15 protein-coding genes are annotated in these 25548 nt (G+C 65.5%); 9 read left to right on the top strand and 6 right to left on the bottom strand.

Annotated features, from left to right (window positions below):
- Positions 1-267: 267 nt before the first annotated feature.
- Entirely contained in the window at positions 268-2994 is a 2727-nt protein-coding gene (glnE, locus tag ACWYRN_RS02905; protein WP_488691045.1) for a bifunctional [glutamate--ammonia ligase]-adenylyl-L-tyrosine phosphorylase/[glutamate--ammonia-ligase] adenylyltransferase, read from the bottom strand.
- Positions 2995-3263: 269 nt separating this feature from the next.
- On the opposite strand from glnE, the gene ACWYRN_RS02900 reads away from it, so the two are divergent.
- The 3 genes from ACWYRN_RS02900 to tldD all read left to right on the top strand — a co-directional run bounded on the left by ACWYRN_RS02900 (position 3264) and on the right by tldD (position 9841).
- Positions 3264-7445, top strand: coding sequence for a YhdP family protein (locus tag ACWYRN_RS02900; RefSeq protein WP_488691044.1), 4182 nt, complete (start codon positions 3264-3266; stop codon positions 7443-7445).
- Between the two features lie 27 nt (positions 7446-7472).
- On the top strand, positions 7473-8273 hold the full coding sequence (locus tag ACWYRN_RS02895) for a carbon-nitrogen hydrolase family protein (protein WP_488691043.1): 801 nt from the start codon (positions 7473-7475) through the stop codon (positions 8271-8273).
- A gap of 107 nt (positions 8274-8380) precedes the next feature.
- Complete coding sequence (gene tldD / locus ACWYRN_RS02890) at positions 8381-9841, top strand: metalloprotease TldD (RefSeq protein WP_488691042.1); 1461 nt, start codon at positions 8381-8383, stop codon at positions 9839-9841.
- Positions 9842-9989: 148 nt separating this feature from the next.
- Here the strand turns inward: tldD and ACWYRN_RS02885 are convergent, their stop codons facing one another.
- The 5 genes from ACWYRN_RS02885 to ACWYRN_RS02865 form a co-directional block, all read right to left on the bottom strand.
- On the bottom strand, positions 9990-10358 hold the full coding sequence (locus tag ACWYRN_RS02885; protein WP_488691041.1) for a hypothetical protein: 369 nt from the start codon (positions 10356-10358) through the stop codon (positions 9990-9992).
- Positions 10355-10828 (bottom strand): penicillin-insensitive murein endopeptidase, encoded by a 474-nt coding sequence (locus tag ACWYRN_RS02880; RefSeq protein ID WP_488691040.1) that lies wholly within the window; start codon positions 10826-10828, stop codon positions 10355-10357. Before ACWYRN_RS02880 ends, ACWYRN_RS02885 begins: the two co-directional genes overlap by 4 nt.
- Before the next feature lie 10 nt (positions 10829-10838).
- Positions 10839-11330 (bottom strand): Hcp family type VI secretion system effector, encoded by a 492-nt coding sequence (locus tag ACWYRN_RS02875; RefSeq protein ID WP_488691039.1) that lies wholly within the window; start codon positions 11328-11330, stop codon positions 10839-10841.
- 495 nt (positions 11331-11825) lie between these two features.
- Positions 11826-14540, bottom strand: coding sequence for a TonB-dependent receptor (locus tag ACWYRN_RS02870; RefSeq protein ID WP_488691038.1), 2715 nt, complete (start codon positions 14538-14540; stop codon positions 11826-11828).
- A gap of 309 nt (positions 14541-14849) precedes the next feature.
- Entirely contained in the window at positions 14850-17729 is a 2880-nt protein-coding gene (locus ACWYRN_RS02865; protein WP_488691037.1) for a TonB-dependent receptor, read from the bottom strand.
- A 470-nt stretch (positions 17730-18199) separates the two neighbouring features.
- Between ACWYRN_RS02865 and aroG the strand changes: the two genes are divergently transcribed.
- The 6 genes from aroG (at position 18200) to ACWYRN_RS02835 (ending at position 25535) form a co-directional block, all read left to right on the top strand.
- Positions 18200-19261, top strand: coding sequence for a 3-deoxy-7-phosphoheptulonate synthase AroG (gene aroG, locus ACWYRN_RS02860; protein ID WP_488691036.1), 1062 nt, complete (start codon positions 18200-18202; stop codon positions 19259-19261).
- 265 nt (positions 19262-19526) lie between these two features.
- Positions 19527-20465, top strand: coding sequence for an ABC transporter permease (locus tag ACWYRN_RS02855; protein ID WP_488691035.1), 939 nt, complete (start codon positions 19527-19529; stop codon positions 20463-20465).
- The gene (locus tag ACWYRN_RS02850; protein ID WP_488691034.1) at positions 20462-21466 is read left to right on the top strand and encodes an ABC transporter permease; all 1005 of its coding nucleotides are present in this window, start codon (positions 20462-20464) and stop codon (positions 21464-21466) included. Before ACWYRN_RS02855 ends, ACWYRN_RS02850 begins: the two co-directional genes overlap by 4 nt.
- A gap of 7 nt (positions 21467-21473) precedes the next feature.
- Positions 21474-23165 carry an ABC transporter ATP-binding protein gene (locus ACWYRN_RS02845; RefSeq protein WP_488691033.1) on the top strand — a complete coding sequence of 564 codons (1692 nt, stop codon included), beginning with the start codon at positions 21474-21476 and terminating at the stop codon, positions 23163-23165.
- Positions 23166-23246: 81 nt separating this feature from the next.
- The gene (locus tag ACWYRN_RS02840; RefSeq protein WP_488691032.1) at positions 23247-24194 is read left to right on the top strand and encodes a DedA family protein/thiosulfate sulfurtransferase GlpE; all 948 of its coding nucleotides are present in this window, start codon (positions 23247-23249) and stop codon (positions 24192-24194) included.
- A 327-nt stretch (positions 24195-24521) separates the two neighbouring features.
- Positions 24522-25535, top strand: coding sequence for a glucokinase (locus tag ACWYRN_RS02835; protein ID WP_488691031.1), 1014 nt, complete (start codon positions 24522-24524; stop codon positions 25533-25535).
- Positions 25536-25548 lie beyond the last annotated feature (13 nt).

Raw genomic sequence — 25548 nt, 5'->3', positions numbered from 1 at the left:
CAGCTACCACACTTTCCGTTTCTAGGTTTGACTGGCGGCAAGATTTGTACATAAGACCATTTTTGTTCTTGGAGTGTCAATCATCGAAGGAAACATTTCGACACAAAAACAACACAAAATTTTATTTCGTGTGGTTAATTTATTTTGAAAGAAATTGCTGCACTGCACGCATGCATATATGCACCAAGGAGTGGCGCAGAATGCTACATTTCAGTGCATACAAATGAATAATAAGGAAGATCGGCGTCATGTTGCAGTGCCGCATATTTACACGAAGAGAATTTGCCAAAGATGCAAGACATTTTTTGCTTGTTCGGCAACCTGAGCATGCTCGACACGGGCTTCCTGACCTTGCAAACGGCGCTTGTGCTGCAGCCTGCGCATCAGGCGATAAGCGTCGCCAACGCTGCCAGCGAGAGCGGGATCGATCAGGCTGAGTTCGCCGGCAATCCGGAGCAAGGCGATATTGCCGAGATTTGCCGTCAATTCCGGGTAATTTGCTGCATGGCGCAGCACCAGGTACTGGACCATGAACTCGATGTCGATCATCCCGCCCGCATCCTGCTTTAGGTCGAACAGCGGCGTGCGGTTCGGGCTGGCGTCGCGCATGCGGCGCCGCATCTTGAGCACCTCGTCCTTCAGCTCGGCCTCGCGGCCCGTCCGGTCCTGGCGCAGCACCTCGTCCCGGATCGCCTCGAAACGCGCCCCGATGGCGGCGTCGCCGGCGCAGAAACGCGCGCGCGTCAGGGCCTGGTGCTCCCAGACCCAGGCCGACTGGCGCTGGTAGCGCTCGAAGGCCGCCACCGAACTGACCAGCATGCCGCTGGCGCCGTCCGGGCGCAGGGCGGTGTCGATGTCGAACAGGATGCCGGCCGGGGTGTGCGCCGTCATCCAGGTAATGAAGCGCTGGGCCAGCCTGGCGTAGTTCGAGGGCGCCATGTCGTCCTCGTCGTCGAACAGGAAGATCACGTCGAGGTCGGACACATAGCCCAGTTCCTTGCCGCCCAGCTTGCCGTAGGCGATGACGGCGAAGCGCGGCTCCTCGATGTGGCGCGAGGCCACCGTCTTCCAGGCCCAGCGCACGGTGGCCGCCACCACCACGTCGGCCAGCGCCGACAGATGGTCGGCCAGGCGCTCGACCGAGAGTTCGCCGGCCAGGTCCAGGGCCAGCAGGCGGAACTGCTGGGCATGGTGGGTTTCGCGCAGGATGTCGAGCTGGCGCTCGGTGTCGCCTTCGGCTTCCTGCAGGCGCGCGTCGAGGCTGGCCGCAACTTGCGCCGGGTCGTCGATGCCGCCGCGGTCGTCGAGCAGCTCGTCGAGCAGGATCGGGTGCTGGGTCAGGAAGGTGGCGGCCCAGCCGCTCGCATGCATCATGCGGATCACGCGCTCGAGCGTGTGCGGGTATTCGCTCAGCAGCGACAGGTAGGCCGAGCGGCGCGCCACCGCTTCCAGGAAGTCGAGCAGGCGGCCGAGGGTCGCGCCATGGCTGCCGACCCCGCTTTCCTTGACGGTCGCCGCGACCTGGGGCAGGGCCAGGTTCACCAGCGACAATAAACGCGCGCGGCTGGCGTCGGGCAGGCTTTGCAGGCGCGGCGCCTGCCAGGTCGCCACCAGGCGCCGCGCGCCGTCGGCCGGGTCGTTGAAGCCGAGCGCCGCCAGGTGGGCCTCGATCGCGCCGACCTGCTCGGGGTCGGCCGCGATCGCTTCCAGTTCGGCGCGTTCCTCGTCGGGCGCGGCGCTCTTGTCGGCGAACATGTCGTCGAACTCGGCAGCCACGAAGGCACGCTGTTCTTCCAGGCGCGCGAGCAGGGCCGGCACGTCGGGCAGGCCCATCATGTGCGCCACGACTTCGCGGTCCGCGTTGAGCGGGGGCAGGGTATGGGTCTGGGCGTCGTCCAGGTATTGCAGCCGGTGTTCCAGGTTGCGCAGGAAGGTATACGCTTCCAGCAGGCGTTCGACGGTGGCGCGCGGCATCAGCTCGCGCTCGGCCAGCAGGCGCAGGGTCTGGCGCGTGGAGCGTTCGCGCAGGGCCGGGTCGCGCCCGCCGCGGATCAGTTGAAACACCTGGGCCAGGAATTCGATTTCCCGGATGCCGCCGCGCCCCAGCTTGACGTTGTTGCTGCGGTCCGGGTGCAGGCGTTCCTGGCGTTTGACTTCGGCGCGGATCTGGGCGTGCATGTTGCGGATCGCGTCGATCACGCCGAAGTCGAGGTAGCGCCGGAACACGAAGGGCCGCACGATGGCGTCCAGGGCCGCGATGTCTTCCTCGACGCCGGTGACGGCGCGCGCCTTGACCCAGGCATAGCGTTCCCATTCGCGGCCCTGGACGATCAGGTACTCTTCCACCATGTTCAGGCTGGCCGCCAGCGGCCCGGACTTGCCGTTCGGGCGCAGCGCCATGTCGACCCGGAAGGTAAAGCCGTCCTCGATCACTTCCGACAGCGCGCCGATCAGCTTGCGGCCCAGGCGCACGAAGAATTCGTGGTTCGACAGCGCGCGCTGGCCCGGTCCCGCGGCGGTCTCGCCGTCTTCCGGGTACACGAAGATCAGGTCGATGTCCGATGACACGTTGAGTTCGCCGCCGCCTTGCTTGCCCATGGCCAATACCATCAGCTCCTGGGGGCGCCCGGATTCGGCGCCGATCGGCATGCCGTGGGCCGCCACCTGCTCGGCCATCAGGTCCTGCACATGGGTGCGGATCGCGAAGTCGGCCAGGCCGGTCATGGCGGTGACGACTTCGTCGAGGTCGGCCAGGCCTTCCAGGTCGCGCCGGATCAAGCCTGCCAGCAAGAGATTGCGCAGGCGGCGCATGGCGCGCGGCAGGGGAATGCCGGCCGCCAGCTCAGTGTCCAATAACGCGCCGAAATCCGGCCGGGCCAGCGATAATTGGGCCAGTTTGCCGACGCGCTCGGGACGGTCGGGCGCGGCGTCGGTCCAGCGTTGGTACCAGCGCGAGGCGCAGGCGGCGGCAATGGTTGGCATCGGGGTGGTCATCGGGCAGTCCTGCACATGAGTAAAAGCGTTCCGGGAGGCGTGCTTGCGGTAGAATTGCCCGCCGTGCTGCCAGGGTCAGCACGAAGGGCAGGCAAAAATAACGCCAGGGCAAGGGCTGCGGCCCACCGACGCAGAGTCGAAGACAGTACATGGGTACGGCGAGACGATGCAACGCGGCCATGGCGATTTTTTCGCATGCCCGATGGTAAGGTAGACGCCGCGAACCTAGCAAGCGCTCTGATATTGAAGAAACAACCTACGGCGAGCCTTTGAGCACTTTGATGCACAACCCGGAACCGCAGGCGCCCGAGGCGTCTCAGGACCATTCGCCGCTGGCCGAGCGCTGGCGGCGGCTGCGTGCCGCCTACCGGTATGCCAACCTGGCCTCGCATCATGTGCTCGGGTTCACCATCAAGCTGGTGCTGGCGGTGTACTTCGGGCTGGGTATTCTGTTCCTGGCGCTGCGCTACGCGATCCTGCCGAATATCGATATGTACAAGGGCGACATCGAGCGCCTGGCCAGCCGCGCGCTCGGCAACCAGGTCGCCATCTCCCGCATCTATGCTTCCTGGAGCGGTCTGCATCCCTCGCTGTTCCTGGGCGATGTCACCCTGAAGGACGGCGCCGGGCGCCAGGTGCTGGCCCTGCCGTCGGTCTCGGCCACCTTTTCCTGGTGGAGCGTGTTTGCCGCCGAACCCCGTTTCGAGACCCTGGAACTGATCCGCCCGCAGCTGGACGTGCGGCGCGCCGGCGACGGCGTGTTCCACGTGGCCGGGGTGCGCATCGACCCCAAGGATGACAAGGGCGGCGCCGGCGGCGACTGGGTGTTCCGCCAGCGCGAGATCGTGATCCGCGAAGGGCAGGTCACCTGGACCGACGGCCTGCGCGGCGCCGCGCCGCTGGACTTGCGCGACGTCTCGCTGGTGCTGCAGAACCGCTGGCGCACCCACCGCGTCGCCCTGAAGGCCACGCCACCCAGCGCGCTGGCGCGCCCGCTCGACGTGCGCGCGCGCTTCACCCATCCGCGCTTCGGCGGACGCGCCTCGGACATCGCGCGCTGGAAGGGCGAGCTGTATGCCGACCTGCGCGAAGCCGACCTGGCGGCCTGGAAGCAATACATCGATTACCCCTTCCAGCTGAGCCAGGGCAAGGGCTCGCTGCGCGCCTGGATGCAGCTCGACCGTGCGCGCCTGGCGGGCTTCACCGCCGACCTGGCCCTGGCCGGGGTGGCCGCGCGCATGGCGCCGGAACTGCCGCCGCTGCGCCTGGCGCGGGTGTCGGGCCGGCTCTCGGCGCACGAGGAACTGCTGCCCGACACCGAAGGCAAGCCGAGCTTCGGCGCCAACGGCCACACGGTGGCCATCGAAAATTTCACGATGGCCCTGGACGACGGCCGCGTGCTGCCGCCCGCCACCGTCAGCGAAACCTTTACGCCTGCGCGCGCCGGCAAGCCGCAGCGGGTCGCGGTCGAGGCCAGCCAGGTCGACCTGGCGGCCCTGGCCCAGTTGGCGGCGCAGCTGCCGCTCTCGGACCTGCAGCGCCAGACACTGGCCGATTTCGCCCCACGCGGCCAGCTGCTCGACTTTTCCGCTTCCTGGGACGGCCGCTACCCGCAACTGGCCGGCTACCGCGTGAAGGGCAGGGTGGCGGGCCTGGGCCTGCAGCCGCAGGCGGCCAGGCCGGCCGTGGACGGGGGCGCAGGTGCAGGTGCAGGTACAGCAAGGCCGGCCCTGCCGGGCGTCGACAACCTGACGGGCAGCATCGACGCCACCCAGGACGGCGGCAGCATCAGCGTGGACTCGACCGACCTGGCGCTGCGCATGCCGGCCTGGTTCGCGGAACCGGCGATGCCGCTCGACAGCCTGGCGCTGCAGGCGCGCTGGCGCTATGAGCCGCAAGAACAATTGCTGGTGGAAGTGGACAAGCTGGCCTTTGCGCAAGGCAGCTTGCGCGGCAATCTGTCCGGGCGCCACCAGCTGCCGCTCGGGCCCGGTCACGGCCCCGGCGTGGCCGACTTCAGCGGCAGCCTGGAGGGCTTCCGCATTGCCGAGGTCGGCCGCTTCCTGCCGAACGCCACGCCGGAACACCTGCGCGAGTGGCTGGGCTCGGCCCTGCAGGGCGGCATGCTGGAAGACGTGCGCCTGCGCCTGCGCGGCGACTTGTCGCAATTTCCTTTCCGTGCCGAGAACGCAGCCGAGCGCGCGCGCGGCGAATTCCGGGTGGCCGGGCGCCTGGCCGGTGCCGTGCTCGAATACGCCCCGGGCCACCGCACGCCGGACAACAAGCCGGCTTGGCCGCTGGCCGAGGCCATCAACGGCAGCATCGTGTTCGAGCGCGACCGCATGGAAATCCGCGGCGACACCCTGCGCAGCTTCGGCCTCGACTTGCGCAACGTGCGCGCCGTGATCCCGAACCTCGGTTCCCACGATTCCGTGCTCGACATCGACGGCAGCGCCAGCGGGCCGCTGCAGGGCTTCCTCGGCTACGTGGCGGCCAGTCCGGTGCTGGGCTGGATCGGCCACTTCACCGAAGACACGCGCGGCACCGGCAATGCCGGCCTCAGCCTCAAACTGCAGATGCCGCTGGCCGACCTCCACGAAACCAGGGTGCAAGGGGCCCTGCAGCTGCAGAACAACGACGTCAACCTGCTTCCCGACTTGCCGCCGCTGCAGGCGGCGCTGGGCAAGGTCGAGTTCAACGAGCGCGGCTTCAACCTGAACGGAGTCGGCGCCAGCTTCCTGGGCGGGCCGCTGGCCTTGTCCGGCGGCAGCCAGAAGGATGGCGCGATCGCGATCCGCCTGGCCGGCACCCTGTCGGCCGACGGCATGCGCCGCAGTGCGCCGGCGCCGGCGGTGGCGCGCCTGGCCACGCGCCTGTCGGGCAGTACCCGCTACAGCGGCATGATCGGCGTGCGTGACCATCGCCTGAACGTGACGGTGGAATCCGAACTGGCCGGGCTGGGCCTGGAATTCCCGGCGCCGCTGAACAAGGCGCAGGACACGGCGCTGCCGCTGCGCTTCGTGCTCGAGGGCGAGCCGACCGTCGAGGGCGTGGGCCGCGACCAGCTGCGCCTGTCGCTCGGGAACACCGTCTTTGCGCGCTACCAGCGCAGCCACCAGCCGCGCGCACCCTGGATCGTGGAACGCGGCGGCATCGGCGTCAACGTGCCGGCGCCCCAGCCTGACGAAGGCATGATGATCAATGTCGACATGAAGTCGGTGAACGTCGACGCCTGGCTGGCGGCGGCGCGCGCGATTGCCGGCGACGGCGAAGTCGAGGGCGGCACGCCAGGCGCTTCGGGGCCGAATTTCTCGCAATACGTGGTGCCGACCACGATCGCCGCGCGCGCCACCGAACTCTTCGTGGCCGACCGCCGCATGGCCGACGTGGTGGTCGGCGCCACCCACCGCGGCAATGTCTGGCTGGCGAATCTGCAGTCGCGCCAGGCCTCCGGCTACCTCAGCTGGAGCGAGCAGCAAGGGGGCGTGGGCAAGGTCACGGCACGCCTGGCCTTCCTCGACATTCCCGAATCGGCGGCGGCCGAGGTCAAGGACCTGCTCGAATCGAATACCGGCGCGGCCAGCATCCCTGCGCTCGACATCGTGGCCGAGCGCTTCGAACTGTTCAACAAGCAGTTCGGGCGCCTGGACCTGCAGGCGAGCAACGTGCCTGCGCTGGCCGGCAAGGAATGGCGCATCGACCGTCTCAGCCTGGCCAATCCCGACGGCCAGCTGCGCGCCACCGGGCGCTGGCTGACCAAGGACGGCAAGAGCAATACCGGCATGAACTTTACCCTCGACATCCTGGATGCCGGGCGCCTGCTCGACCGGCTCGGCTTCCCGGAAACCCTGAGGCGAGGCAAGGGCAAGATCTCCGGCGATCTGTCTTGGAACGGCTTGCCGTATGCGCTGGACATTCCTTCGCTGTCGGGCCAGATCGAGATGAACGTGGGCGGCGGCCAGTTCCTGAAGCAGGACCCGGGCGCGGCCAAGCTGCTCGGCGTGCTCAGCCTGCAGGCCCTGCCGCGCCTGCTGAAACTCGACTTCCACGACGTGTTCTCGGAAGGCCTGGCGTTCGACGGCATCACGGCCAACGCCATGATCTCGAAGGGCGTGGTGCGCACCGAGAACCTCAAGATGCACGGCGTGGCGGCGACGGTGCTGATGGACGGCACGGCCGACATCGCCAACGAATCGACCAACCTGCGCGTGGTGGTGATTCCGGAGTTCAATCTCGGCACCGGGCCGCTGGTGTATGGCCTGGCCGTGAACCCGGTGATCGGCCTCGGCTCTTACCTGGCGCAATTGTTCCTGCGCGCGCCGGTGATGAAGGCCCTGACTTACCAGATGCAGGTGACAGGACCGTGGAAATCGCCGACGATTACCAAGATCGACAATCCGCCGGACCGCCCGCCGGAGCGGCCACGCTCGCCCACCGCAAGAAAAGAGTGACCTGAGAGGAGTGACATGAAAAGCGACATGCAAGCCCGCGTAGCCGCAGTCCAGATGGTGTCCACGCCCGACGTGGCGCACAACCTTGCCACCGCCCGCCGCCTGGTCGGCGAAGCTGCCGCCGGTGGGGCCACTCTCGTGACCCTGCCCGAGTACTGGCCGATCATGGGCATGAGCGATGCCGACAAGGTCGCCCGGGCCGAGCAGCCGGGCAGCGGGCCGATCCAGGAATGCATGGCGCAGCTGGCGCGCGAGCACGGCATCTGGCTGATCGGCGGCACGCTGCCGCTGGTATCGGGTGATGCCGGCAAGGTCATGAACACCACCCTGGTCTACGATCCGCAAGGGCAGGAAATCAGCCGCTACGACAAGATCCACCTGTTCGGCTTCACCAAGGGCAGCGAATCCTACGACGAGGCGCGCACCATCGTGCCGGGGCAGGCGGTGGGCAGTTTCGAGGCGCCGTTCGGGCGCGTCGGCCTGTCGGTCTGCTACGACCTGCGCTTTCCCGAGCTGTACCGGGCGATGGGCGAATGCGCGTTGATCGTGGTGCCGGCCGCATTCACCCACACCACCGGGAGTGCGCACTGGGAAGTGCTGCTGCGCGCCCGCGCCATCGAGAACCAGTGCTACGTGCTGGCCTCGGCCCAGGGCGGGACCCACGAAAACGGCCGCCGCACCTTCGGCCACAGCATGCTGGTCGACCCCTGGGGCGAAGTCAAGGCGGTGCTGCGCGAAGGCGAGGGCGTGGTGGTGGGCGAGCTCGACCCGGCTTTTCTTGCCGGCGTGCGCGAGAGCCTGCCGGCGCTGCGCCACCGCAAACTGTAATGGTGTGAATGCCGCCGCCACGGCCCCGCTTCGGGTGCCGCGGCACGCCGATGCAAACCCGGCGGATATGGCACAATGCCCCAATCCACACGAGAAACAGACGCAAAATGATCCCATTCGAACCGAATCTTTCCTCCCTGGCCGTGGCGCGCGACGTGCTGCTGACGCCTTTCGGCCTCGACGAAGCCAAGCTGCTGCGCACGCTGGGAACGATGTTCACCCACAAGGTCGACTATGCCGACCTGTATTTCCAGTTCACCAAGAGCGAGGGCTGGAGCCTGGAAGAGGGCATCGTCAAGACCGGCAGCTTCTCGATCGACCAGGGTGTGGGCGTGCGCGCCATCTCCGGCGAGAAGACCGCCTTTTCCTATTCCGACGAGATTTCCGAGTCCGCCCTGCTGGACGCGGCGGCGGCCACGCGCACCATTGCGCGCGCCGGCGCTGGCCGCGTGAAGGTGGCCTCGATGGCCCAGCCGACCGGCGGCCGTTCGCTCTACCTGCCGAACGACCCGCTGGCCTCGCTCGACGCCACCGCCAAGGTGAAACTGCTTGAGCGCGTGGAAAAGATGGCGCGCAAGAAGGATCCGCGCGTGGTGCAGGTGATGGCAGGCCTGGCCGGCGAATACGACGTGGTCCTGGTGGTGCGCAGCGACGGCGTGCTGGCGGCCGACATCCGTCCGCTGGTGCGCGTGTCGGTGACCGTGATCGCCGAGCAGAACGGCCGCCGCGAAACCGGTTCCTCGGGCGGCGGCGGGCGCTTCGACTACGGCTACTTCGACGACGAAATCCTGGAACGCTATGCCGACGAAGCCGTGAAAGCGGCCCTGGTGAACCTCGACGCGCGCCCGGCCCCGGCCGGCCCGATGACCATCGTGCTCGGACCGGGCTGGCCCGGCGTGCTGCTGCACGAAGCCGTCGGCCATGGCCTGGAAGGCGACTTCAACCGCAAGGGTTCGTCTTCGTATGCCGGCATGATCGGCCAGCGCGTGGCCGCCAAGGGCGTGACCGTGGTCGACGACGGCACCCTGAAGGACCGCCGCGGCTCGCTGAACATGGACGACGAGGGCAATCCGACCCAGTGCACCACGCTGATCGAGGACGGCATCCTGAAGGGTTATATCCAGGACACCATGAACGCGCGCCTGATGAAAATGCCGGTCACCGGCAACGCGCGCCGCGAATCCTTCGCCCACCTGCCGATGCCGCGCATGACCAACACCTACATGCTGGGCGGCGACAAGGACCCGGGCGAAATCCTGGCCTCGGTGAAAAACGGCCTGTACGCGGTGAACTTCGGCGGCGGCCAGGTCGACATCACCAACGGCAAGTTCGTGTTCTCGGCCAGCGAAGCCTACATGATCGAGGACGGCAAGGTCACCTACCCGGTGAAGGGCGCGACCCTGATCGGCAACGGCCCGGACGTGATGAACCGCATCTCCATGATCGGCAACGACATGCGCCTGGACTCGGGCGTGGGCGTGTGCGGCAAGGAAGGCCAGAGCGTGCCGGTGGGCGTGGGCCAGCCGACCCTGCGTATCGATGGCGTGACGGTGGGCGGGACGGCCTGATACGTTTGAATACGGCGTAAAGCCGAGGCAAGATCTTGACGGCCCGGTCGACTGTTCGACCGGGCCGTTCTTCATTCAGAAGCATGACAGCTCACTGGATACAGGCGCTTCCCGAGGCAGGCAGTTTCCCTGTGCTTGCGATACATCGTCAGCAGATGCCACCACCGATACTCTTGCCCGTCTTGAGATCGAAACCGAAATAACACTTGTAGCCTCGTCCCGGGTGGTAAGTACACCAAACATTGCCTTTCGTACGGGCGCGAGCGCCTTCGCCTCCACAGGTTTCTTTGTCATCGGGATACATCGCATCGAACAGCTCTTTCGCAGACTGTCCGTCCACGATGAACGACACCTTGGTTTCGGTACGCGTCGGCGCTTGTTGATCCCCCAGTTCTCCTGAATAGATCGCGTATTTGCCATTGAATTGCCGATACGGCGCAGGCCACTCGGCTGCGCTGATGGAACAAACGATCGACACCAGAATGGTGGCTGCAACAATCAACGCTGTATTTTTCATTTGGTCGTTATCTTCAATTCGACATGGAAATGATCGTCATGGCTGGTCATGGGCCGTACGCCAGGTATCGAACTGTCATTGAAAAATACTTTCTTGATCATTGGATGGGATTGAAAAATGCTGATTAACCTCGTCGTTGCAGCCTTGTCATAGCCGGACTGGAAATACTTTACCGGAACATGATTGCCATCGATCCGCAACGGCCGGACATCGACCTGGAGGCCGTCTTGATGACTATCGTGTGGCTCGAAAACCTTGCCACCGGCCAGGCTGATGTTTCCAATGCCGAATTTTCTGTGGTCACCCGTCTGCCATTCACGCTCGACATAGAGCAGAACAGTCATCATCGCTGGATGGGCATATTGACCAGCTCCTTTCCCTGGGGTGCCGTAAACATAATATCCAGCATCCTGCGGGGCTTGCGGCAACATGAAGAAACCGCGCGTATCTTTAGGTTGAATCATGAGCATGATGGCTCCTTCACGCGATCCTGTTTGTCGCCGCATCCCAGCCACCAGCCGTATTGCCTCCTGCACCTCCGGAAATTTTTTGCTGCGTATATTTCCACCTTACCTTCGAAAACTTCAAGCCCAGAGAGTCTTGCAGGATGCCGCCCTCATGTGCTGCCTGATTAATGCTCCCGATAAGAACGTTTTCCAGTTCGACTTCGTAGTACTTGATGCGCGCTCCCTGACCGTCTGCACGCATGAACTCGAGTCTCGCTTTTGGTAAGGTTTTTCCGGCAGCACAAGTTTGCATCAGTATGGGCGACGACAGGTCAGCGAGCTTGGTGACCGATATGCTTCGTAACTCACAACGCTCTGCCGTATGCCCGCCTGCCGTCGATGCGGTAGCAGATCTGGGCTGGATGACGCCCCACTCGGCAGAGGTCAGTTCGATCCAGTCTTTGTGTTTATCGTCTTGGGATTCGCCTTTGATACCGTCAATCTGCAGGTGAACATCAATTGCCATTTTTCGGCTCCGAATAGAAATGTGAAGTAAATGCCCTCTGAAAGAGCAGCTTCCGGTTACGTGTTCCCGTTATGACTTACTCCGCGGCCATGACGTACCGAGGGATAGCATATGGAGACCGACGTTGTCTCATGCATCAAAGCGAACGGGATTGCGTGGACCGAAGAGGTAATTGTTGCGTGGTGTTGAAAGGCAGAACTTGATTTAAATCAATACGTGACTGCGCAGCATGTATCCCACAGTCTGCAGGCAAATAGGGGATAAACAGTGCTGGGGAATGCTGCCGCGCCGATTGCATACGCAGATAGGCAGGCAAAGCATGGCCACGCCGTGACATGCCAGCCATGAGCGTGTCGGGTGACGAAGCCGGGTTGCCGATCAGGGCAGATCGGAGCAGGCAATATCAGCGTGCATCAGGCCAAAACCGGAAACGATCACGTCGTGTTGGGCACGATCGGGCGGGAGGCCCGAACGTGCCCCGGTTATACCGCGTCATTAAAATTTGTACGTCAGGCGCATATAAGGGGTAATTCCTAACGGGTCCGTGTAGCGCGGGTCGTAGCCCAGCTGGAAGTTGGTCACCTGGTTGGTGAACGGCGGCGTCTCGTCGAACAGGTTCTTGACCCCGGCCGTGAACTCGAACTTCGGATTGCCGGTGAAGGTGGCCGACACCGACCAGGTCGAGTAATGGCCGACCTTGTTGAAGAACTCGGGCGCCACCGCCGTGTTCTGGTCCTCGTAGTGCGACATGTAGCGGTTCGACAGGTTGAAGGTGTAGTCGCCCCGGACCAGGGTGAACAGCAGGTTGTGGCGCCAGCGGAAGACCGGGGAAGCGTCGGCGTAGCGGCCGGCGTTCTGGGTAAAGGGGCCGCCGCGCTCGTTCTGGTATTCGTACTTGTTGACGTAGGTGCCGTCGAGGCTGACGCTGAGGTTGCCGACCGGGCTGCGCGGCATGCGGTACAGCAGCGACAGGTCGAGGCCGCGGGTGCGCACTTCGCCCAGGTTGTCGGTGATGTCGAGCACGTAGTCGAGGCTGGTGCCGGCCGCGTTGTAGACGAACAGGTTCTGGTAGCGCGGGTAGTTGGAGAAGATGGTCTGCTCGGCCAGGGCGCTGATCTGGTCCTTCAGCTTGATGTTCCAGTAGTCGAGCGACACGGTCAGCGCACGCACCGGCTCGAACACCACGCCGGCGCTGTAGGTGCGCGAGCGTTCCGGGCTGAGGTCGGGGTTGCCGCCCTGGCGGATGTCCTGCTGCTGGCCGCAGACGACGTTCGGGTTGGCGCCCGCCACCGGCACGCCGTTCGGGCACAGCACCGGGTCGTTGTAGGTGTCGGAACTGTTGGTGGTCGATTGCGGCCCGTACAGGTCGAACAGGGTCGGGGCGCGGAAGCCCTTGTTGAAGGAACCGCGCACCAGCAGCTGGCGCGTCGGCTGCCAGCGCAGCGACACCTTGGGGTTGAAGCTGCCGCCGACGTCGTTGTAGTGGTCGTAGCGGCCGGCGAAGTTCAGTTCCAGGTCCTTGATAACGGGCACATTCAATTCGGTGAACACGGCATAGATGCTGCGCTGGCCCGACTGGTTCTGGGCATCGGCATAGCCCGAACTCGAGGCCTGCCCGGCCAGGTCGCGGTTGACGAAATACTTGGCGCGGTCGCGCCGGAACTCGGCTCCGAGGGCGAAGCCGAGCGCGCCGCCGGGCAGGGTCATCAGCTCGCGGCTGACGCGGCCGTCGATGGCGCTGCTGTTGATGCGCGCATGCACGTATTCGCCCAGCAGCAGGGAATTGTTCAGGTAGTCGGCCCCGGCCGGGCTTTGCGGGCCGAAGGGGTTCAGGATGCCGGCGCCCACGCCGTCGATGATGCGCTGGTCCACCAGGTAGCCGCCGCGGAAGGTGCTTTTCGCGCGCCCGACCGAGTGCGAGATGGCGGTGTTGTAGTCCCAGCCGGCAATCGTTCCCTCGAGGCTGGCCTGCAGGCGCGCCGTGCTGCTGCTGTCGTAGTTCTTGCGCGGGCCGCTTTCCACCGGGCGCCAGCTGATGTCGAGGTTTTCGCCGCTCAGGCCGGGGAAGGCCGGCACCGCGCCGTTACCCGGGTAATAGGGGCTGGCGGCGGTCATGACGATGCCGATGTTCGACATCGGCGGCGGCGCCACGCGCGACTCGTTGGTGCTGCGGCCCCAGACGAATTCCAGGCTGCCCAGGTGCTCGGGCGTGAACTGGCGGTTGATCTTGCCCATGGCGCTGAGCTGGCGCGTCTTCGGGATGTTGTCGTTGTACTGGGTGTAGTCGAATGCGCAGACCGGGGCGTCCGCCGCCGGCAGCGAATCCGGCGGACGGCAGCCGCTGGCGTAGCCGGGGTTGCCGGTCACGCCAAGGTCGGAAAAGAAGTTGGCGGGGAAGGGCGTGCCGCTGACCTCGTTCATGCCGCGCTCGGGCCGCACGCCGGTGCGCGAGAAGGCGCGTTCGGTGGCGCGCAGGGCGCTTTGCTGGTGGTAGTCGAGCACGCCGAACATGCTGATGCCGTCGCGCCCCAGGTTGCCCCAGCCGCCCGACAAATTGATGCGCTGCTCGTTGCCGCCGCCCTGGCGCCAGGGCTCGTAGCCCTCGTAGGTGAGGGCGCCGCCCTCGACCGAGCGCTTGGTAATGAAGTTGATGACGCCGCCGATGGCGTCGGTGCCGTAGATGGCCGAGGCGCCGTCGCGCAATACCTCGACCCGTTCCAGCGCCGCCACCGGGATGATGTTCAGGTCGACCGTGTCGGCGAAGTAGGGATGGTTGGCCAGGCGCCGGCCGTTCAGCAGCACCAGGGTCTTGTCGCCGCCCAGGCCGCGCAGGTCGGCCACGGCGCGCCCGCCGGTGCCGGAGCCGACCGCGGACGAGGCGACCGTCGAGGTCTGGTTCATCGGGATCGTGTTCAGCACTTCCTGCACCGTGGTCAGGCCCTGCTTGGCGAAGTCGGCGGCGCGGATGGTGGTGATCGGCAGCGAGCTTTCGGCGGCGATGCGCCGGATCGAGGAGCCGGTGACTTCGACGCGCTGGATCGGCTGGGCGGCGGATTGTTCGGCCGGCTGCGTCTGCAGGGCCGGTGATTCGGGCGGGCGCTGCGCTTCCTGCGCCGCGGCGGGCAGGCACAGGAAGAGGCAGGCGGGCAGGCCCAGGCCGGCGCCGCGGAACAGCTGGCGCAGCGCGCGGGACAGGATGGTTTCGTGCATGATCAGCTCCCGAATGGTGTCGTGATCGCCTCGCTGCGCCACATCGTCTTTCCTTGCTAAACAATTGTTTTTAGGAATAAACACATGTTGTGCCGAGGTGCCTGGAATCGAGTCTTGCACCGCTTTATCGGGTTTATGTGATTTCGGTCAAACGGGGCGGGAAGCGGCGGGCGATTCGCCAGCCGGACCCGCGGCAAGGACGGGAGCCGTGGCATGCGCACCACAGGGAACGCATGCATCGGCTACACGGGCGCGCGGGGCAGGCCTGCCGCTGCCGGCCCCGCTGCGCCCCCCCGTCTTCAGCCACCTTCAGAACGTGTAGCGCGCTCCCAGCGAGAAGGTGCGTCCCACCGCACCCAGGTAGTCGAGCGGGTTGTAGGCCTGGGCGCCGTAGGTGAGCGGGTCGAGCGGCGCCACCTTGTCGAACAGGTTTTCCACGGTGCCGAACACTTCCCACTGTGGCTGCGGCTTCCAGCGCACCACCAGGTCGAAGGTGGTGAAGGAGGCCAGTTCGCAGTTGCGCGGCGCGTCGTCGCCGTTGGCGTAGTGGCTGGCGCAGCCGTCGGGGTCGCCCTTGAACAGCACGTTGTCGATCGGCCCGCGGTAGTTGGCGTTCAGCGACACGCGCCAGTCGGCGCGGTCCCAGGTCGCACGCAGGTTGGCGCGGTAGTCCGGGGTGCCGATGCAGTTGGTGACGTCGCAGTTGCCGTGGGTGCCGGCGAAGTCGCGCGAGCTGCCGTCCTGTTCGGTACGGACCCATTCGTCGAGGTAGGTCAGCTTGCCGTCGAGCAGCAGGTTGCCCCAGCCATCGGGCAGGCGCAGCGTGTGGCGGGCGTCGAGGTCGATGCCACGCACCTCCGTTTGCGCCGAGTTGACGTAGTTCGCCAGCACCGCCGTGATGGCGCCCGGGTCGCCCGGGATGCCGGTGGCCGTGCTCGGGTCGCGCGCCACGTTGCCGGCGGCAATCGCGGCGTCGGTCAGCTCCTGGTTGATCTCGTTCTTGCGCTTGATCTTCCAGAAGTCGACCGAGATGCTGGTGCGCGGCAGCGGGTCCCAGATGAAGCCGATGTTGTAGCTGCGCGAGCGCTCCGGCGACAGGTCCGGGTTGGGCGAGGTGATCACTGCGATATTCGCCGGGTCGCAGGCCGCCGTCACGCCCAGGGCGCAGCGCAGCGGGTCCTCGGCGGTGGCGAACGCGGCCAGGCCGCCGACGCCGTTCTCGGCCGCGCTCGGGGCGCGGAAGCCCTTGGCAAAGGTGCCGCGCAGGGCGAACTGGCGCGAGGGCGTCCATTTCACGCCGACCTTCGGCGTCCAGGAACGGCCGACGTCGGTGAAGTCGTCGAAGCGCAGCGCGCCGGTGACCTCGACCCCGGGCAGCACCGGCGCCAGCGCCTCGCCGTACAGCGCGAACACATTGCGCGCGCCGCGGTAGGCCGAGTAGCCGAGGCCGATCACGTTGCCGCGCTCGGTGCCGGTGCTCGGGCCGAGTTCGGTTTCCTCGCGCCGCCATTCGGTGCCGACGGCCACGCCGATCGGCCCGCCGGCCAGTTGCCCGAATTCGCGCGTGGCCTTGAAGTCGCCCTGGATGATCTTGGTCTCGGCGCTATTGCGGATCATCGGCGACAGCGCCGCATACACCGCCGGGTCGTTCAGGCCGGCGTTTTCGCCGATGCGCCAGAAGGTGCCGGGCGGCAGCGCCGCATAGGCCGGGCTGGTGGCCAGGGCCGAGGCCACGTTCACCGTGTCGTCGGGATTGAGCAGGGCAAAGGTGACGTCGCGCTGCAGCTGGCCATGGCGTTCGTTGGTGACGGTGCTGCGCGAGAACAGGATCGAGGTATCGTAGTCCCAGCCGGCGACTTCGCCCTTCACGCCGGCCAGCAGGCGCGAGAAGAAGGAATCGATGTTCGACACCCGCGGGCCGACGTCGCCGGCCAGGTAGCGCAGGCGCGCGGCCGTGCCGAAATAGGGATTATCGGGGTGGGCCGCGCCGAGCAGCGAGGCGGCGTTGCTGACCGGGCCGCCCGGATAGCCGACCGAGGCGCTGACGGTGGACGGTGTGGTCGAGGACGAGGACTTGCTGCTGTACAGATTGACCTCGCCATAGCCCTCGATGGTGGGCGTGAGGCGGTAGGTGCCGCGCCCGAACAGGCTGTAGTTTTCCTGCTCGGGCTGGATCTGGTTGTAGACCAGGGTCGAGTCGATCAGGCAGCCGCCGCCGGGGTCGCCCTGCGGGTGGTTGGTGAAGTTGCCGCAGGCCGCGCCAGGGAAGAAGCGGGTGAAGCCGGTGGCCGGGTCGAGGTTGCCGCGGTTGTAGTAGTCGAGGGTGGTCGGGTTGCGCACGTTGCCGTTGATGGCGTTGCCGGCCGCGTTGTTGGTGGTGATGGCCCCGGTGCCGCCGAGGTTCTGGAGCGCCGAATAGCCCCAGCGGCGCAAATCGACGCGGCCGATGTGGTCGCGGCTGCCACGGTCGCGCAGCCAGATGTCGTTGCTGCGCTTGAACTCGAAGTTCAGCAGCACGTTGTAGCGGTCCTTGTCGGGGTCGCCGAAGCCGTGGGTGATGGCGAAGTTCTGCTCCTCGCCGTCCCATTCCTCGCTGATGCCGAGCAGGCCGCGCACCGTGGTGCCGGTGAAGTTGCGGCGCAGGATGATGTTGACCACGCCGGCAATCGCGTCGGAACCGTAGATGGCCGAGGCGCCGTCCTTCAGGATCTCGATGCGGTCGACGGCGTCGGTGGGGATCACGTTCAGGTCGCTGAAGACCTTCTGGCCGTCGTCGGCCAGGCCATAGGGCGCCATGCGCCGGCCGTTGAGCAGCACCAGGGTCGAGGCCGTGCCCAGGCCGCGCAGCGAGATGCCGGAAGCGCCGGCCGCGAAGCCGTTGCCGAAGGAGGTCGGCACCGAGCCCTGGTTGTCCACCGCCAGGGTCTGCAGCAGTTCCGACACCGTGCTCTTGCCGGAACGCTCGATGTCGGCGCGGTTCACGGTGATCACCGACGAGGCGGTTTCGGCTTCGGCGCGGCGGATGTTACTGCCGGTGATTTCGACGCGCGCGATGGGCCGCTGCGCCTGCTCTTGCAACGGCGCCTGTGCCTGCGCCTGCACAAGGGGCAACGCCAGCAGGACCAGGCCGGCCGCGCCGCCGCCGGCAAAGAGGCGGCGAATGGCGCGGGATATCAGGGTTTCAGTCATGTCCGGACTCCAGAACGTGTGGGAATTCCGGTCCATGTCGCGCTTGTTTGCTTTCACCCAGACAATCAACACACAGCAATTGATTCTCGATAAAGACAAACACCGCTGAACCGGGGCTTGTCCTGACTTTTGCAGCACCGGCAACGACACGTCTGATATCTCTCAAACGTCATTCCGGCGTTTGCGCGGCTGTGCGTTTGTCGCAACCGCTTGTCAATGGAGTGATGTTTACGCTACGGACAAAAGGCTTGCCAATCTTCACGCATTGGCGTTATAGTCGATTCGACCATTTTCGGATTCCCTCATGCGCAACGCCGTTTTCTTTACCCGCTGGTTTTATTTTGGCTTTTCCGGCCTTCAGGCGGTGGAGTAGCGGCGGGTACACGCAACAGCAAGCAACCCAGGACCGAACACCAGAAACCGCCAGCGATGGCGGTTTTTTTATTTCCAGACCAGAAACGGAGTACAGCATGCCCCGCACCGACGATTTACGCATCCGCGAAATGAAGGAACTGACGCCGCCCTCGCACCTGATCCGCGAGTTTCCGGTCACGCCGGCAGCGGAGCAGACCGCGGCAAATGCGCGCGTGGCGCTGCACCGCATCCTGCACGGCCAGGACGACCGCCTGATGGTGGTCATCGGCCCCTGCTCGATCCACGACCCGAAGGCCGCGCTCGAGTACGCGCGCCGCCTGGCCGAGCAACGCCAGCGTTTTATTGGCGACCTCGAGATCGTGATGCGCGTGTACTTCGAAAAGCCACGCACCACGGTGGGCTGGAAGGGCATGATCAACGATCCTTACATGGACAACAGCTTCCGCATCAACGACGGCCTGCGCATGGCGCGCGAGCTGCTGCGCAACGTCAACGAGATGGGCCTGCCGGCCGGCACCGAATTCCTCGACGTGATCAGCCCGCAGTACATCGCCGATTTGATCAGCTGGGGCGCGATCGGCGCCCGGACTACGGAATCGCAGGTGCACCGCGAGCTGGCTTCCGGCCTGTCCTGCCCGGTGGGCTTCAAGAACGGGACCGACGGTAACATCAAGATCGCCACCGAGGCGATCAAGGCGGCCTCCCAGCCGCACCACTTCCTGTCGGTGACCAAGGGCGGGCACTCGGCCATCGTCTCCACGGCCGGCAACGAGGATTGCCACATCATCCTGCGCGGCGGCAAGACCCCGAACTACGACGCCGCCAGCGTCGAGGAGGCGTGCCGCCAGATCGCCGGCCTGGGCCTGGCCTCGCGCCTGATGATCGACGCCTCGCATGCGAACAGTTCCAAAAAGCCGGAGAACCAGGTGCCGGTGTGCGCGGACATTGCCGCACAGATCGCGCGCGGCGACGAGCGGATCGTGGGCGTGATGGTGGAATCGCACCTGGTGGCGGGGCGCCAGGATCTGGTGCCGGGCAAGGAGCTGACCTATGGGCAGTCGGTGACGGATGGCTGCATCGACTGGGAGACCAGTATTGGTGTGCTGGAGGGGTTGGCGGCGGCGGTGCGCCAGCGGCGGCTGCGCGAAGATTTGTAACGCGTATTCTTGCGTCGTGGCGTGGTGGATTTTCGTAGGGTGGGCTCTCGAGCCCACGCGGTCGAACGGCGGCACGTCGAAACGAATCCCCGTAGGGTCCGCACGTCGAGCTATCGCTTATGGCGCCGAGGATCAGTCGATGGGACCGCGTGGGCACAAGTGCCCACCCTACGGTTATTGCAGTACAAAATAAGTTCATGGCCTGGCGGTATTGATTTGCGCTATCGTTAGCGTTTTTCCCAAGGCTGGGCACACGAGAACAAGAATGGCAGCATACCTCCTGCGGCGCCTGTGGCAAATGTTGCCCACGATGGCCGGCGTGATCGTCCTCGTGTTCGTGCTGTTCAACTGGGTGGGCGGCGACCCGGCATACCTGCTTGCGGGCAAGATGGCGGATGAAGCGGCGATCGCCAACATCCGCGCCCAGCTCGGTATCGACCAGCCGGTCTGGGTGCAGCTCGGCATCTTCCTGAAGCAGATCCTCACCTTTGACTTCGGCAACGCCTGGAGCACGGGCGAGCCGGTCTCGCACATCATCGCCAGCCGTCTCGGCCCTTCGCTCACCGTGCTGGTGCCGCTTACGCTGCTGGAAACCTTCCTTGGCATCGCCCTGGCGCTGGCCATCGCCTTCGTGCGCGGCTCCTTGACGGACCGCGCCGTGACGGTCGCCTGCACGGTCGGCATGTCGATCTCGATCCTGGTCTACATCATCGTGTTCCAGTACTTCTTCGCCTACAAACTCGGCCTGTTCCCGGTCCAGGGCTGGGGCAACAGCCTGGGAGAAAACCTGCTGCATTACGCGCTGCTGCCCATCATCATCGGCCTGGCGGTGTCGATCGCCCCGACCCTGCGCCTGTACCGCAGCTTCGTGCTCGACGAGGCCAACCAGGACTACGTGCGCACCGCACGCGCCAAGGGCCTGGGGGAGCGGCGCATCGTCTGGGTGCACGTGCTGAGGAATGCGGCAATCCCCATCATCACCCATGTGATGGCGAACCTGCCCGCCTTGCTGATTGGTGCTTTTCTGCTGGAACGTTTCTTCGGCATCCCCGGCATCGGGCGCGAAGTCATCCTGGCCGTGGAGCGCAGCGATTTTCCAGTGATTAAGGCGATCACCGTGTATGTGGCCGCGGCGACCATGGTATTCAATCTGCTGGCGGACTTGCTGTACCAGGCCGTCGATCCGCGCGTTCAGCTCAAATGACCGATCACCCCGTTTCGCCCGGCCTGTGGGCGCTCGCCTGGCGCCGCCTGCGCGCCGACCGCGTCGCTATGGTGGCCCTGGCCGTGGTCGGCCTGTTCCTGCTGATGCTGGTGCTGTCTGCGGGCGGCCTGGTCGCAGCCGATTGGGAAGAAGAGGTCGCAGTCAATTACGCGCCGCCAGGCTTCGTTGGCGCGAATCCGGCCCTGGCTGCCCTGGCCCAGCCGCAGCGGCCGACGCCGCCGAATGCCTTCGACCCGCTGGCCGACGAACTCGGCACCCTGAAGCGCGCGGTCCAGGCCACGCATCCGCCCGTGGCCAAGGCCTTGACGCTGCCCTTCGGCGCCGACAAATGGGGCCACGACATCCTCAAGAAAACGGTGAAGGGCGGCGAGACCTCGATCGTGGTCGGCCTCGTTGCCGCTTCCGTCGCGGTGGCGCTGGGCACCCTGTTCGGCGCCATCTCCGGTTTTTATGGCGGCTACGTCGACGACTTCTTCAACTGGTTCTACAGCATCTTCACCTCGATTCCCTCGATCCTGATGATCCTGACGGTGGCCGCCGTGCTCCAGCAAAAGGGCGTGACCACCATCGTGCTGATCCTGGGCCTGACCGGCTGGACCGGGCCCTACCGCCTGATCCGCGCCGAGTACATCAAGCACAAGGCGCGCGAATACGTGATGGCGGCCGACGCCATCGGGGCCTCGAGCTGGCGCAAGATGTTCTCGCACATTTTCCCGAACGTCTCGCACGTGGCCCTGGTGCAGGTGTCGATCCTGGTGGTCGGCTTCATCAAGGCTGAAGTCATCCTGTCCTTCCTGGGTTTCGGGGTGCCGGTCGGCACCGTGTCCTGGGGGAGCATGCTCAATGAAGCGCAAAATGAACTGATCCTCGGCAAGTGGTGGCAGCTGGCGGCCGCGGCCGGGGCGATGGCGCTGCTGGTGACGGCCTTTTCCCTGTTCACCGACGCGCTGCGCGATGCGCTCGACCCGAAACTAAAGTGAGGCCGGCATGACGGACCAGGACAAGATACTGCTGCGCGTGCGCGATCTACGCATTGCCTTTCGCACCGACAAGAAGAACACGGTCGAGGCGATCAAGGGCATTTCCTTCGACGTGCCGGCGAACGCCACCGTGGCGCTGGTGGGCGAATCGGGCAGCGGCAAGTCGGTCAGCTCGCTGGCCGTGATGGGCTTGCTGCCGCCGGATACGACTGTCGTGGACTCCGGGTCGAGCGTGCAGTTCGATGGCCGCGAGATCTTGCACCTGCCGGCGGCCGAGCGGCGCCGCCTGTGCGGCAAGGACATTGCCATGATCTTCCAGGAGCCGATGTCCTCGCTGAACCCGGTGTTCACGGTCGGCTTCCAGATCGGCGAAGTGCTGCGCCTGCACCTGGGCATGAGCAAACGCGAAGCGCGCGCCCGCACCCTTGAACTGCTGGAAGAAGTCGGCATTCCCGACCCGGCGCGCAAGATCGACGCCTACCCGAGCCAGATGTCCGGCGGCCAGCAGCAGCGCGTCATGATCGCCATGGCCATTGCCTGTGAACCGAAGCTGCTGATTGCGGACGAGCCGACCACGGCGCTCGACGTGACCATCCAGAAACAGATCATGGAGCTGATCGCCAGGCTGCAAAAGAAACACCGGATGGCGGTGCTGTTCATTACCCACGACCTCGGCCTGGTGGGAGAGATTGCCGACCGCGTGATCGTGATGCGCCATGGCGAAGTGCGCGAGGAGGGCAGGGCGGCGCAGGTGTTCGGCGCGCCGCGCGACCTGTACACGCAAGCCCTGCTGCATTGCCGCCCGAAGCTGGACGAACGTCCGCTGCGCCTGCCGGTGATCGACGACTTCATGCGCGGGCAGGGCGCCGCGTCCATCGTGCTGCCGCAGCGTACGCGCGGCTATGCGCCGGACGATGAGAACGTGTTGGTGGTCAAGAACCTGCAAAAAAGCTTCTGGCTGCGCGAAGGGCTGTTCGGCAAGCGCGAGTTCCGCGCCGTCAAGGATGTGTCGTTCACCCTCCCGCGCGGCAAGACCCTGGGCGTGGTCGGCGAATCCGGTTCGGGCAAGACCACGGTCGGCCTGACGCTGCTGCGCCTGCACCGCGCCACCGGCGGCAGCGCCCTGTTCGATGGCAAGGACCTGGTCAGCATGTCGGACCGCGAATACGGGGCCTATAAACGCCGCATCCAGATCATTTTCCAGAATCCCTATGCCTCGCTGAACCCGCGTTTTACGGTGGGCCAGATTTTGCTGGAACCGATGCGTATCCACGGCATCGGCGCAAACGACAGGGAGCGCACCGCCACCGTGATGGCGCTACTGGAACGGGTGGGCTTGCCGGCCGCGGCTTATCAGCGCTATCCGCACGAGTTTTCCGGCGGCCAGCGCCAGCGTATCGCCATCGCGCGCTGTCTTACCATGAAGCCGGAGATCCTGGTCTGCGACGAATCGGTGTCGGCGCTGGACGTGTCGGTCCAGGCCCAGGTATTGAACCTGCTGCAGGACCTGCAGGACGAATACAAGATGAGCTACATCTTCATATCCCACGATTTGTCGGTGGTGCGCTACATTGCCGACCGCGTGATGGTGATGCACCAGGGCAGCGTGGTGGAAATGGCCGATTCCGACGCGCTGTACCGCAACCCGCAGCACGACTACACCAGGGCATTGCTGGCTGCGATTCCGCGTGGCGCCTGACTGTTGCGCCGGTGTTGCAGTCCCATGGTGGAAAACCGGCCGCTGCCAGCCGGGCAGGAAGATTTCCGTTACCATCACAGCATGTCCGAACTTATCCTCCTGATCCAGCACTACGGCGTTCTGCTCGTCTTCGGCACGGTGCTGCTGGAGCAGTTCGGCCTGCCGATTCCCGCCTTTCCCGTGCTGGTCGTGGCCGGGGCCATGGCCATGGATGGCGGCGCCAGCTGGCAGCTGTGCCTGCTTGCCGTGCTGCTGGCCTGCCTGATCTGCGATTATTTCTGGTTCCGTGCCGGACGCTACTACGGCAAGCGCGTGCTGCGCCTGCTGTGCCGCATTTCCCTGTCGCCGGATTCCTGCGTTAACCAGACCGAGGACCGTTTCCGCCGCTACGGGCCGAAGTCGCTGCTGGTCTCGAAGTTCATCCCCGGCTTCAATGCGATTGCCGCGCCGATGTCGGGCGCCCTCGGCACCGGTACCCGCCATTTCCTCGGGTTTGCCTCCACCGGCGCGCTGCTCTGGGGCGGCAGCGGGCTGGCGGTCGGCATGCTCTTCCACGACAGCGTCGACCGCGTGCTCGATGGCCTGGAAACCATGGGCAGCACCGCGCTGATGGTGGTCGGGACGCTGCTGGCGCTGTTCGTCGCCTATAAATATGTGGAGCGGCGCCGCCACCGCGCCAGCATGGCCTTGCCGCGCATCGGCGTTGCCGAACTGAAGACGCTGATCGACGGCGGCCACGATCCCCTGATCGTCGATGCGCGCAGCGTCACGGCGCAGGCGATGGAGCACGCGATTCCCGGCGCGCTGCTGTATGCCGAATGCGAGCCGGGCCAGCTGATGGCCGGGCTCGACCGCGACCGGCACATCGTCGTGTATTGCAACTGCCCGAACGACGTCACCGCCGCTCAGGTGGCCAAGGCCTTCCTGGCCAACGGCTTCCACCGTGCCCGGCCCTTGCTGGGCGGGCTGGATGCCTGGCACGCCCACCATGCCGCACCACCGCCCGAGCTGACACCGTTACCGACGTAGGGTGGATGGCTGCGCCATCCACGCGTTCAATCAGCGTGCGCAAGCCCGCGCCTGAAGCGGTGCCGTCTTTCCAATTTTCGGAAAACGAACCGTCCCTCCGCTTCCTGGCACGACCCGGCGGCCTGTACCTGAACGCGTGGGCGGCGCACACGCAGCCGTGGTGCACACGCATAGGTGGAGCCGACCACCCTACGTAACTGTACTACGCCTAAGCTTAACCATTCTTCAGACGTATGAAGATTGCTTTGTACCTAAACTACAAAATAAACTTGTGCTCCCGTAAAGAAATCCAGTAAGCTTGGAGGATCACCCGCCTCCTGTGCCGCAATGACTGCTTCTTTGCCTGACACCATCGTTTCCTCCGTTGCCCGTTTCGATCAACCGCGCCTGCTGGCCGACGTCGGCGGCACGAATGCCCGCTTTGCGCTGGAAACGGCGCCTGGGCAATTCGAAGCGGTGCAGGTGCTGGGCTGTGCCGACCACGGCACGCTGGCCGACGCCATCCGCAGCTATCTCGCTGCGCCGGAAACGGCAGGCTTCGGCACGGTCAGCCACGCTGCGATCGCCATCGCGAATCCGGTCGATGGCGACCAGGTCCGCATGACCAACCACCACTGGCAATTCTCGATCGAGGGCATGCGCCAGGAACTGGGTTTTGCCACCTTGCTGGTGGTGAACGATTTCTACGCGCTGGCGCGCTCGCTGCCGCACTTGCCCGATAGCGACAAGGTGCAGGTAGGCGGCGGCGCCGCGCGCCCGAACGCGCCGCTGGCGCTGATCGGCGCCGGCACCGGCCTCGGCGTATCCGGCCTGATCCCGGTCGGCGACAGCTGGACCGCGCTGTCGGGCGAGGGCGGCCACGTCGGCTTTTCGCCGGCGAACGAACTCGAAGTCGCGATCCTGCAATTTGCCTGGCGCGAGTTCGAGCACGTGTCGGCCGAGCGCTTCCTGTCCGGCGCCGGCGTCGAGCTGATCTACCGCGCGCTGGCCGATTACCGCGGCCAGCAGCCGGAAGCGATCGGCGCGCCGGAGATTTCGCGCCGCGCCATGGCCGGCGAATGCGCGCTCGCGGTCGAGGTGCTCGAGGTCTTCTGCGGCATGCTCGGCTGCGCAGCCGGCAACCTGGCGGTGACGCTGGGCGCCCAGGGCGGCGTGTACATCGGCGGCGGCATCGTGCCGCGCCTGGGCGAGCGTTTCGCCGCCTCCTGCTTCCGCAGCCGCTTCGAGCGCAAGGGCAGGTTCTCTTCTTACCTGTCCCAGGTGCCGACCTACGTGATCACGGCGCAGTATCCGGCTTTCCTTGGCGTGTCGGCGATTCTGGCGGAAAAACTGTCCGCTTGATCCTAAACCGCAC

This window comes from Massilia sp. BAP21 (assembly GCF_057801335.1).
This window is presented reverse-complemented; position numbering and strand designations above follow the sequence as displayed.

What these genes read in the sequence shown, in the direction of transcription:
- glnE (WP_488691045.1), bottom strand. Translation starts at nt 2,994, where the DNA reads ATGACCACCCCGATGCCAACCATTGCCGCCGCCTGCGCCTCGCGCTGG.
- ACWYRN_RS02895 (WP_488691043.1), top strand. Translation starts at nt 7,473, where the DNA reads ATGCAAGCCCGCGTAGCCGCAGTCCAGATGGTGTCCACGCCCGACGTG.
- tldD (WP_488691042.1), top strand. Translation starts at nt 8,381, where the DNA reads ATGATCCCATTCGAACCGAATCTTTCCTCCCTGGCCGTGGCGCGCGAC.
- ACWYRN_RS02885 (WP_488691041.1), bottom strand. Translation starts at nt 10,358, where the DNA reads ATGAAAAATACAGCGTTGATTGTTGCAGCCACCATTCTGGTGTCGATC.
- ACWYRN_RS02880 (WP_488691040.1), bottom strand. Translation starts at nt 10,828, where the DNA reads ATGCTCATGATTCAACCTAAAGATACGCGCGGTTTCTTCATGTTGCCG.
- ACWYRN_RS02875 (WP_488691039.1), bottom strand. Translation starts at nt 11,330, where the DNA reads ATGGCAATTGATGTTCACCTGCAGATTGACGGTATCAAAGGCGAATCC.
- ACWYRN_RS02870 (WP_488691038.1), bottom strand. Translation starts at nt 14,540, where the DNA reads ATGCACGAAACCATCCTGTCCCGCGCGCTGCGCCAGCTGTTCCGCGGC.
- ACWYRN_RS02865 (WP_488691037.1), bottom strand. Translation starts at nt 17,729, where the DNA reads ATGACTGAAACCCTGATATCCCGCGCCATTCGCCGCCTCTTTGCCGGC.
- aroG (WP_488691036.1), top strand. Translation starts at nt 18,200, where the DNA reads ATGCCCCGCACCGACGATTTACGCATCCGCGAAATGAAGGAACTGACG.
- ACWYRN_RS02855 (WP_488691035.1), top strand. Translation starts at nt 19,527, where the DNA reads ATGGCAGCATACCTCCTGCGGCGCCTGTGGCAAATGTTGCCCACGATG.
- ACWYRN_RS02850 (WP_488691034.1), top strand. Translation starts at nt 20,462, where the DNA reads ATGACCGATCACCCCGTTTCGCCCGGCCTGTGGGCGCTCGCCTGGCGC.
- ACWYRN_RS02845 (WP_488691033.1), top strand. Translation starts at nt 21,474, where the DNA reads ATGACGGACCAGGACAAGATACTGCTGCGCGTGCGCGATCTACGCATT.
- ACWYRN_RS02840 (WP_488691032.1), top strand. Translation starts at nt 23,247, where the DNA reads ATGTCCGAACTTATCCTCCTGATCCAGCACTACGGCGTTCTGCTCGTC.
- ACWYRN_RS02835 (WP_488691031.1), top strand. Translation starts at nt 24,522, where the DNA reads ATGACTGCTTCTTTGCCTGACACCATCGTTTCCTCCGTTGCCCGTTTC.